Here is a 5,868-nt window from a genome sequence, read left to right as displayed (position 1 = left end):
GGTCCAGCGCAGCGATGCCGGCGGCGCAGGCTACCGGGTGTGCCGAATAGGTGTATCCATGCGGGAATTCTACGGCGTAGTCCGGCGTCGGCTGGTTCATGAAGGTCTGGTAGATCTCGCTGCTGGCAATCACCGCGCCCATGGGGATGGCACCGTTGGTTACCTGCTTGGCAATGCACATCAGGTCCGGGGTCACGCCGAAGGCTTCGGCGCCGGTCATCGCACCCATGCGGCCGAAGCCGGTGATCACTTCGTCGAAGATCAGCAGGATGTTGTGCTGGGTGCATATTTCACGCAGGCGCTTCAGGTAACCCTTCGGCGGCGGCAGTACACCGGCCGAGCCGGCCAGCGGCTCAACGATCACCGCCGCGATGTTGGAGGCATCGTGCAGCTCGATCAGCTTGAGCATTTCGTCCGCCAGGGCAATACCGCCCTCTTCCGGCATGCCCTTGGAGAAGGCGTTCACCGGCAGTACGGTGTGAGGCAGGTGGTCGACATCGAGCAACTGGCCAAACATCTTGCGGTTACCGTTGACGCCACCCAGGCTGGTACCGGCAATGTTCACGCCATGGTAGCCACGGGCACGGCCGATAATCTTGGTCTTGCTCGCCTGGCCTTTGAGGCGCCAGTAGGCGCGCACCATCTTCAGCGCAGTGTCGGCGCACTCGGAACCGGAGTTGGTATAGAAGACGTGGTTCAGATCGCCCGGCACCAGGTCGGCAATCTTTTCCGCCAGCTGGAACGACAGCGGATGGCCGAACTGGAACGCTGGGGAGTAGTCCAGCGTGCTCAGCTGGCGAGTAACCGCTTCGGTGATTTCCTTGCGGGTATGCCCGGCGCCGCAGGTCCACAAGCCAGACAAGGCATCGAAAATCTTGCGCCCCTGGTCATCGACCAGGTAATTGCCTTCGGCCGCCACGATCAGGCGTGGATCACGGTGGAAGTTGCGGTTGGCGGTGTACGGCATCCAGTGCGCATCCAGCTTGAGCTGGCTGGCGATACCGACGGTTGCGGTTTCGGGCATGTTCATCGGCGGTTCCTCGAAAGACGATTAGGCAACGATGTATGTTGTTGCAGCTAAATTGGCACGGCGATAAAGTCGGGAAAAGCCTACATTTCTAATCTTCAGACAGGTCGTGACTAAACTAATGAGCCGACGCCCCGATCCACTCGCCCAAGTCAGCGATTTCGACATCCGCCTGCTGAAGATCTACCGCAGCGTAGTGGAGTGCGGCGGTTTCTCGGCAGCCGAGAACGTACTGGGCATCGGCCGTTCGGCCATCAGCCAGCAGATGAATGACCTTGAGCAACGCCTCGGCCTGCGCCTGTGTCAACGCGGCCGGGCCGGCTTCTCGCTGACCGAGGAGGGCCGCGAGGTCTACCATTCGGCCCTGCAACTGCTCAGTGCCCTGGAAAGCTTCCGCACCGAGGTCAACGGCCTGCATCAGCATTTGCGTGGTGAGTTGAACATTGGCCTGACCGACAACCTGGTTACCCTGCCGCACATGCGCATCACCCATGCCCTGGCCGAGCTGAAGGACCGCGGCCCCGATGTGCGCATCCAGATCCGCATGATTGCCCCGAGCCAGGTCGAACACGGCGTGCTCGACGGCAGCCTGCATGTCGGGGTCGTACCCCAGACCAGCCCGCTGTCGGGGCTTGAGTACCAACCGTTGTATAGCGAACGCTCGCTGCTGTACTGCGCCGTCGGCCACCCGCTGTTCTATGCCGAAGACCAGCAGATCGACGACGAGCGCCTCAACAGCCAGGAAGCCATCACGCCCACCTTTCGCCTGCCGGCCGACATCCAGGCGCATTATCAGGCGCTGAACTGCACGGCCAGCGCGTCGGACCGCGAGGGTATGGCGTTTCTCATCCTCACCGGGCGCTACATCGGCTACCTGCCAGACCACTACGCCTCGTTCTGGGTGCAGCAAGGGCGCTTGCGTGCCCTGAAACCCCAGCAACGCTTCTATGACCTGAGCCTCAGCTGGGTCACCCGCAAGGGCCGACGGCCGAACCTGGTGCTGGAAAGCTTCCTCGAAAGCCTGGCTGCGACACGCTGATGCCAGTACCTGCCGCAAATGCTTGTCAGTTCGTCACAGGCAGGTAATCTTGTCCGACTGCCGCAGCCACTGACCCGTACGGAATCGTCCATGACCCTAGAAGTCCCTGCGCATCGCCTCTCCGCCTCGGGCAAGCCCGCCGGCCGCATCCGCCAGAAGAACGAACAGGCGATCATCCAGGCCGCCGAAGACGAATTTGCCCGCCATGGCTTCAAGGGCACCAGCATGAACACCATCGCCCTCAAGGCGGGGTTGCCCAAGGCCAACCTGCACTACTACTTCACCAACAAGCTGGGCCTTTATATCGCGGTGCTCAGCAACATCATCGAATTGTGGGACAGCACCTTCAACGCCCTGAGCGTGGAGGACGACCCGGGTGAAGCCCTGAGCCAGTACATCCGCACCAAGATGGAGTTTTCGCGACGCAACCCGCAAGCCTCGCGGATTTTCGCCATGGAAGTGATCAGCGGCGGCACCTGCCTGACCGAATATTTCAGTGCCGACTACCGCGAATGGTTCCGCGGCCGGGCTGCGGTGTTCCAGGCCTGGATGGAAGCGGGCAAGATGGACCCGGTCGACCCGGTGCATCTTATCTTCCTGCTGTGGGGCAGCACCCAGCATTATGCCGACTTCGCCACCCAGATCTGCCAGGTTACCGGCCGCAGCCGCCTGACCAAGCAGGACATGGAAGACGCGAGCAACAATCTTATCCACATTATCCTGAAGGGCTGCGGCATCAAGCCGGCTGCCTGACCATCATTTATGCCCTCTACCCTGCTCGACCTCTGCGAATACCGCGAGGAAATCCGTAAAAGCCGCTTCATCACCCTCGCCGGGCCGATCAGCAGCGCCGCCGAGGCGATGAGTTTCATCGAACGTCACAGCGACCTGGCAGCCACTCACAATTGCTGGGCCTGGAAACTCGGCGCGCAGTACCGCAGCAGCGATGATGGTGAGCCCGGCGGCACCGCAGGTCGGCCGATCCTGGCGGCCATCGAAGCACAGGACTGCGATCAGGTAGTGGTGCTGGTGATTCGCTGGTACGGCGGTATCCAGCTGGGCACCGGCGGCCTGGCCAGGGCCTATGGCGGCGGCGCCAACAAATGCCTGCAGCAGGCGCCCAAGCGGCTGCTGGTGCAACGCAGCGAGTTTGCCTGCAGCTGCAGTTTCAGCGAGCTGGCACTGGTGAAGTTGCGCCTGGCAGAGGTTGACGGCCTGGTACTGGATGAGCAGTTCACGGCCAATGGCGTGGACATGCTCATCGCCGTAGGCGAAGCCCACCTTGCGCCGCTGCAACAGCAACTGGCTGACCTCAGCCGCGGGCGCATCTTGCTCGAAGCGCGCTGAATATTGCCCACAGCAGCTGTGGGCCTGCCTGTGGATAAGCTTGGGGCACTCTGCTGCACGCTTACGCCCACAAGGCCTGCAAGGCTTTGATCATATTTTGATCACTTTTTGATGACAGCCGCAAACTGCTGAATAGTTTCAAGTTATCCCCAATTCAATCGCGCTTGTAGCGACGCAGGCGTTTTCTGTCTTGCACACAATAACTGTGGACCAGCCTGTGGATAACCCGTGCGCCAACAGGCCAACCGCCCGGCAATACAAGGCTTGCCGGGGCTGAACATTTTTTAACCATTTATCCCTGAGACAGGCTCCGCCCTGCACTATCCTCACTACCCCCCTTCTGCAAAACCACCAAGGAGCGCTCACATGGCTGACGAAAAAAACGCACTGATCATCGGTGCCTCCCGCGGGCTGGGCCTGGGCCTGGTGCAACGCCTGCAAGAAGACGGCTGGAACATCACCGCCACCGTACGCAACCCGCTGCAGCCCGGTGCCCTGAAGGATGTGCCCGACGTGCATATCGAACAGCTGGAAATGAACGATACAGCCCAGCTTGATGCCCTGCAGCAACGCCTGAAAGGCCAGGTGTTCGACCTGGTGTTCGTCAACGCTGGCGTCATGGGCCCCCTGCCGCAAGACCTCGAGCGCGTTCAGAACAGCGACATCAGCGACCTGTTCATGACCAACGCCGTGGCGCCGATCCGCGTGGCCCGCCGCTTTGTCGGCCAGGTACGCAAAGACAGCGGGGTGCTGGCCTTCATGAGCTCGATCCTGGGTAGCGTGACCATCCCCGACGGCGGCGAAATCTGCCTGTACAAGGCCAGCAAGGCGGCACTGAACTCGATGATCAACAGCTTCGTCGTCGAACAGCAGCGGCCCGACCTGTGCGTCCTGGCCATGCACCCGGGTTGGGTAAAGACCGCCATGGGCGGCGAAAACGCCGAGATCGACGTACCGACCAGTACCCGCGGCATGCTCGAACAGATCAAGGCGCAAAGTGGTAACGGCGGGTTGCGCTTCATCAACTACAAAGGCGAACCCTTGATCTGGTAATGCCTGGTGATTCATCCGGTCGCAGCCTGGTCGGGCGCATTGCCCGGCCAGCCCCTGTAGAATGGCGGCAACAGTACCTGATCGAGATGACCCACTATGTATGACTGGTTGAACGCCCTGCCCAAGGCCGAACTGCACTTGCACCTGGAAGGCTCCCTGGAGCCCGAGCTGCTGTTCGCCCTGGCCGAGCGCAACAAGATCGCCCTGCCCTGGGACGATGTGGAGACCTTGCGGGGCGCTTATGCCTTCAACAACCTCCAGGAATTCCTCGACCTGTATTACCAGGGCGCCGACGTGCTGCGCACCGAGCAGGACTTCTACGACCTGACCTGGGCCTACCTGCAACGCTGCAAGGCCCAGAACGTGATCCACACCGAGCCGTTCTTCGACCCGCAAACCCACACCGACCGCGGCATCCCCTTCGAGGTGGTGCTCAACGGCATCAACCAGGCGCTAAAGGATGGCCGCCAGCAACTGGGCATCAGCAGTGGCCTGATCCTCAGCTTCCTGCGCCACCTCAGCGAAGATGAAGCGCACAAGACCCTCGACCAGGCCCTGCCGTTCCGCGATGCGTTCATCGCCGTTGGCCTGGACAGCTCGGAAATGGGCCACCCGCCAAGCAAGTTCCAGCGCGTATTCGACCGCGCCCGCAGCGAGGGCTTCGTCGCCGTTGCGCATGCTGGCGAAGAAGGCCCGCCCGAGTACATCTGGGAGGCCCTGGACCTGCTGAAGATCAAGCGTATCGACCACGGCGTGCGCGCTATCGAGGACGAGCGCCTGATGCAGCGCATCATCGACGAGCAGATCCCGCTCACGGTCTGCCCGCTGTCCAACACCAAGCTCTGCGTGTTCGACCACATGAGCCAGCACAACATCCTCGACATGCTCGAACGCGGCGTGAAGGTGACGGTCAACTCGGACGACCCGGCCTATTTCGGCGGCTACGTCACGGAAAACTTCCACGCCCTGCACACCCACCTGGGCATGACCGAAGACCAGGCGCGCCGCCTGGCCCAGAACAGCCTGGACGCCAGACTGGTCTGATTCGAAACGGCGACGTTGCGGTCAACCGAGCTGCAGCGTCGTCACGCGGGCTATGCAGTTGATCTGCTGGATACCCACCGCCGTGATATGCAATGCCCGCGTGTCCTCGGCCTCACGCATCCAGCCAGACTGCAGGAACAACCTGAACAGAGCCTGGCCCAGCACCCCGCCCAGATGCGGCCCCTGGTCGTTCCACTCGGTGCAGCGGCAAATCACGCAACCACGTTGCTGATGCGGCGCCAAGGCGTCGATGTACACCCCCACCTGAGCAAGCTGCGCCCGCCCCTCGTCACTTACCATCAACTGACGACCGCTGCCTTCCAGCCAACCGGCCACCACCAGGCGATGGTACAACTCA

Annotated in this window: 6 protein-coding genes and 1 pseudogene; 5 read left to right on the top strand and 2 right to left on the bottom strand. The window is 61.8% G+C overall.

Translation table 11 applies throughout. The features are described from left to right. Positions 1-1,030: aminotransferase class III-fold pyridoxal phosphate-dependent enzyme (locus HP546_RS24530; RefSeq protein WP_172230666.1), on the bottom strand; the 1,030-nt coding region annotated here is incomplete at its 3' end. 118 nt (positions 1,031-1,148) lie between these two features. Here HP546_RS24530 and HP546_RS24525 point away from each other — a divergent pair. From HP546_RS24525 to HP546_RS24505, 5 genes are all read left to right on the top strand, one after another. Then, complete coding sequence (locus HP546_RS24525; protein ID WP_172230663.1) at positions 1,149-2,066, top strand: LysR family transcriptional regulator; 918 nt, start codon at positions 1,149-1,151, stop codon at positions 2,064-2,066. A 90-nt stretch (positions 2,067-2,156) separates the two neighbouring features. Beyond that, positions 2,157-2,819, top strand: coding sequence for a TetR/AcrR family transcriptional regulator (locus HP546_RS24520; protein ID WP_172230660.1), 663 nt, complete (start codon positions 2,157-2,159; stop codon positions 2,817-2,819). A 9-nt stretch (positions 2,820-2,828) separates the two neighbouring features. Continuing rightward, positions 2,829-3,413 (top strand): YigZ family protein, encoded by a 585-nt coding sequence (locus tag HP546_RS24515; protein WP_172230657.1) that lies wholly within the window; start codon positions 2,829-2,831, stop codon positions 3,411-3,413. 366 nt (positions 3,414-3,779) lie between these two features. Then, positions 3,780-4,466 (top strand): SDR family oxidoreductase, encoded by a 687-nt coding sequence (locus HP546_RS24510; protein ID WP_172230654.1) that lies wholly within the window; start codon positions 3,780-3,782, stop codon positions 4,464-4,466. Between the two features lie 96 nt (positions 4,467-4,562). Further along, positions 4,563-5,510, top strand: coding sequence for an adenosine deaminase (locus HP546_RS24505; RefSeq protein ID WP_172230651.1), 948 nt, complete (start codon positions 4,563-4,565; stop codon positions 5,508-5,510). A 21-nt stretch (positions 5,511-5,531) separates the two neighbouring features. Here the strand turns inward: HP546_RS24505 and HP546_RS24500 are convergent. Then, a pseudogene (locus tag HP546_RS24500) lies at positions 5,532-5,868 on the bottom strand (transcriptional regulator); the annotation flags it as partial.

Source organism: Pseudomonas sp. CM25 (assembly GCF_013179705.1).
Classification (GTDB): Bacteria; Pseudomonadota; Gammaproteobacteria; order Pseudomonadales; family Pseudomonadaceae; genus Aquipseudomonas.
Note: the sequence above shows the minus strand (reverse complement) of the source record. Positions and strands in the feature narration are given on the sequence as shown.

What these genes read in the sequence shown, in the direction of transcription:
- HP546_RS24525 (WP_172230663.1), top strand. Translation starts at nt 1,149, where the DNA reads ATGAGCCGACGCCCCGATCCACTCGCCCAAGTCAGCGATTTCGACATC.
- HP546_RS24520 (WP_172230660.1), top strand. Translation starts at nt 2,157, where the DNA reads ATGACCCTAGAAGTCCCTGCGCATCGCCTCTCCGCCTCGGGCAAGCCC.
- HP546_RS24515 (WP_172230657.1), top strand. Translation starts at nt 2,829, where the DNA reads ATGCCCTCTACCCTGCTCGACCTCTGCGAATACCGCGAGGAAATCCGT.
- HP546_RS24510 (WP_172230654.1), top strand. Translation starts at nt 3,780, where the DNA reads ATGGCTGACGAAAAAAACGCACTGATCATCGGTGCCTCCCGCGGGCTG.
- HP546_RS24505 (WP_172230651.1), top strand. Translation starts at nt 4,563, where the DNA reads ATGTATGACTGGTTGAACGCCCTGCCCAAGGCCGAACTGCACTTGCAC.